The sequence below is a fragment of the Nostoc sp. UCD121 genome (assembly GCF_014222285.1).
Taxonomy (GTDB): domain Bacteria; phylum Cyanobacteriota; class Cyanobacteriia; order Cyanobacteriales; family Nostocaceae; genus Nostoc.
This window is the reverse complement of record NZ_JACKZS010000398.1, coordinates 1-2908: the sequence shown is the minus strand read 5'-3', so window position 1 is coordinate 2908 and position 2908 is coordinate 1. Positions and strand designations below refer to the sequence as shown.

The window sequence follows — 2908 nt, the reverse complement described above, 5'->3', positions numbered from 1 at the left end:
ATTCGTATTCACGACCTACGGCACACTTTTGCTACAGAGCGAGTGGGATTAATGGGGATTGAAGAACTCAGGGCGCTTATGGGACATGAAAGCATTCAGACAACATTACGGTATCAGAAAGTAACGTCACAACGTGCAGAAGTTGTGGCAAAATCGGCGTTAAAAAACCTACCAAATTTTTCTGAATAATTTCAGCATATAACTCACTAAGTGTGATAATAAAAAATACTTTTGTAAAAACGTACCATGTTGGTGCAGGGAATACATACTACTCTGCACCAACAAAATAAGGGTAATCAACCACTCAGACAAAGCATCAGCCATCGCACTGAAAAACAATAAAACAAGATTATCCATTAAGTGACGAAAAGGGAAATATGGAATATTACGTAATTGAGGCATACTGCCACCAATTGGGCCGCTTTTTATACAAGATAAAAAGAAGCGTTACTAGTTATGACAGCATTGTTTTGATTTCAGATAGTTATGAGCGTTGCAAAGAGTTTGTTGAAGGCATAGGTTTCTACAATGAGAATTACTGAGATTTACATGAGAAATAACTGTTTGGTATTTTGTATGGATGATGGATGTAAATCAATTTATCATTTATCAAATATTGTTATAGACACAGGCTTATCAATAGATTCGCTCTCTGCCGAAAACCTACCAGAATCAAGAGTACAAAAAATTATTGAAGCTGAAGGTGAACAAATAGCAATAATTGAAATCAAAGGCCCAGTTGGCAGATTAGAAAATGCGGAAAATTGCCTTGAGGCTAATTATGATGAAGTTTCTCACAAATGCTCTTATTCCTTCTCCGGGCAAATAAACAATATTTTAAATCAACTTTTTAGTTAACTTTATGAGTTGAAAAGGGAATTTTGAACAATGAAGATATTCTTTAAAAATTTAGTCGGAGAAATCAGAAAATCTTCTTTTTATTCCCAAGAGACTTATGTAGTGGAAATAAGATTTTTAGATAGTTCAGATTTTAATTTGGGGCATGATTACGTAGGAAGCTTTAGCGATTGCCTAGAAAATGCTGTGGCAAGCTTTAAAGATTTAGCTGAATTTACATATGACAACGATTCTGCACCGTTCTAGTTATAAACGACACCAAACGCACCTTATTGCTTAATTGAGTATGCCGATGGTGTGCGTAAAACTGAGCATTTCGCTAATTTGAAGAGAATTAAGGAAGTATAAAATAGGAATTAATTATGGACAATCCTGAAAACTATCCTGTTTTTGAAATTACCATTACCGAAGAAGATGGAACTTTTTACGAATCGTTTATTACGTATGTTGATGGAAATTTATTTCGATGCTTGAAAATTTTAGATTATCCTGAAGACTGGGAAATTGATACAGAACAACTACCAAAAGATACGCCGGATGTGAAGTGGTATTTATGCGAATCTCAAATGATTGAAATTAATTGATAAATACCATCCCCTAAGAGAAAGATTATAAAGTGGGTAAAAGAAAATTAAAACCCGGTGATCGCGTTGTTTTTGAATCGCACGATGAACAGTGTAAGCCCTTTCAGCAGTCTGGCACTGTAAAAATTTATCTTTATCCAGATTTTCACCCAGATGGATATATTGAAATCGTGGATCAAGCCGGCGATACAATTCTTTACGGCAATGCTGGTAAAGGGATTCAAAGGGCGAAATGACGAAATGGAGATTTTGACCAATTTAGTTTTTTTGATACTGGCATTACTTGAATCTGGCTTGGTTTCATGTCAAATAGCAACAATTAGCAAGCAAAGGTAAATGAATAATAGACTGTCTAAAGTGATTCATAGCAGTACTTTCAGACTATCTTGCCTCTGCTGAAAGCTTCGTTGTATCTACGTATCTACGCCAAATTACACCTATAGGAGGCTCAATCTCACTTACGGGTGTTATTGAAAAATGGGTGGCTAAGATGCTTATGGGGGAAGGCTTTTAGCCTTAGCGTACAATTTTCCCGTTTTGGCACGGTGATGCCAATTACAGCTTGGGTACGTTCGTCCTTGACGTTGCCGTAGGCATCGCTAACATCTAACTAGCAATAAGAAGCGCCTCCTACAAACAGGATGAGTACGATCCTGGTTGCAAAATGGCGGGTTTAGGCATTGATATTTGCTGGCTCCTACACTTAGTTGCGATCGCTGGCACGATCGATCAGTGCGTTTGAGGGCAAGCTCGGATCAAGCACCTTGCGCGCACTGTCAACTCCTACAACGGGCAGTGTACCCGGATCAAGCATACCGAGTTGAACCAATACACTCGCCTGATCCCAGTAGAGATGTTCGTGGGCTAGCTTGTCGTCACGAAACTGAACAATTACTACCAATGCCACTTCAACCCTTTTAAGAGTCGGAGCAATGCCAGGTAGCATCCAGTCCATCTGGATGGTATGAGTGAACTTAACTAGCATTTCATCGACGAGTTGATTGGTTCCGATTGTGCGCGAGACCGGAGTCAGCTCCATGTCCGGCGGCATCTGTGGAATGAAGTACTTGGAATAAAACTCGCGCAGTGCCGATTTCCCTACTCCCCCAATCATTACCGGAATGCCGTTAACGTAAGCATCCTCAACCATCGTGGCGAGAGTATCTTCAGTGTTGTGAGCGTCAAACTCAAGCCGCAGATGCTCATCCCAGAGTTCTTGCAAAAACTCCTGGGCTGGTGTCAGGTTGCTAGTTACCTTTCCATTTGTTTGTTCGTCTACAGATTGCTGTTTGACCATGATTGGATTCTCCTAATTCTATTTATTTAAAGTGTATTGAGTTCCAAGGCTCGACTTCTTTCAAATTCTTACAATGATTTGTCAGATTCTTGTCAATACTGCTCGGTTAAGGGAAAATAGATAGTGGAATAAATCATAATTTGTTCGCGTGTGGCTTACGAGAACAAAA

At 39.2% G+C, this 2908-nt stretch carries 6 protein-coding genes; 5 read left to right on the top strand and 1 reads right to left on the bottom strand.

Annotation, left to right across the window (positions count from 1 at the left end; genetic code table 11):
* The 5 genes from GNF10_RS36150 to GNF10_RS36130 form a co-directional block, all read left to right on the top strand.
* A partial coding sequence (locus GNF10_RS36150; RefSeq protein WP_185607453.1) for a tyrosine-type recombinase/integrase occupies positions 1–189 on the top strand: 189 nt, incomplete at its 5' end.
* 339 nt (positions 190–528) lie between these two features.
* A complete protein-coding gene (locus GNF10_RS36145) occupies positions 529–858 on the top strand; it encodes a hypothetical protein (RefSeq protein WP_185580248.1) in 330 nt (109 codons plus the stop codon).
* A 30-nt stretch (positions 859–888) separates the two neighbouring features.
* Positions 889–1104, top strand: a complete 216-nt coding sequence (locus tag GNF10_RS36140) for a hypothetical protein (protein ID WP_185580247.1) — start codon at positions 889–891, stop codon at positions 1102–1104.
* Between the two features lie 116 nt (positions 1105–1220).
* Positions 1221–1442, top strand: coding sequence for a hypothetical protein (locus GNF10_RS36135; protein WP_185580246.1), 222 nt, complete (start codon positions 1221–1223; stop codon positions 1440–1442).
* Positions 1443–1474: 32 nt separating this feature from the next.
* Positions 1475–1678 (top strand): hypothetical protein, encoded by a 204-nt coding sequence (locus GNF10_RS36130; RefSeq protein ID WP_185580245.1) that lies wholly within the window; start codon positions 1475–1477, stop codon positions 1676–1678.
* A 467-nt stretch (positions 1679–2145) separates the two neighbouring features.
* On the opposite strand, the gene GNF10_RS36125 is transcribed toward GNF10_RS36130, so the two are convergent.
* Positions 2146–2739 carry a nuclear transport factor 2 family protein gene (locus GNF10_RS36125; protein ID WP_185580244.1) on the bottom strand — a complete coding sequence of 198 codons (594 nt, stop codon included), beginning with the start codon at positions 2737–2739 and terminating at the stop codon, positions 2146–2148.
* Between the last annotated feature and the right edge of the window lie 169 nt (positions 2740–2908).

Coding starts and splice junctions, on each gene's coding strand:
- GNF10_RS36145 (WP_185580248.1), top strand. CDS start 529: ATGAGAATTACTGAGATTTACATGAGAAATAACTGTTTGGTATTTTGT.
- GNF10_RS36140 (WP_185580247.1), top strand. CDS start 889: ATGAAGATATTCTTTAAAAATTTAGTCGGAGAAATCAGAAAATCTTCT.
- GNF10_RS36135 (WP_185580246.1), top strand. CDS start 1,221: ATGGACAATCCTGAAAACTATCCTGTTTTTGAAATTACCATTACCGAA.
- GNF10_RS36125 (WP_185580244.1), bottom strand. CDS start 2,739: ATGGTCAAACAGCAATCTGTAGACGAACAAACAAATGGAAAGGTAACT.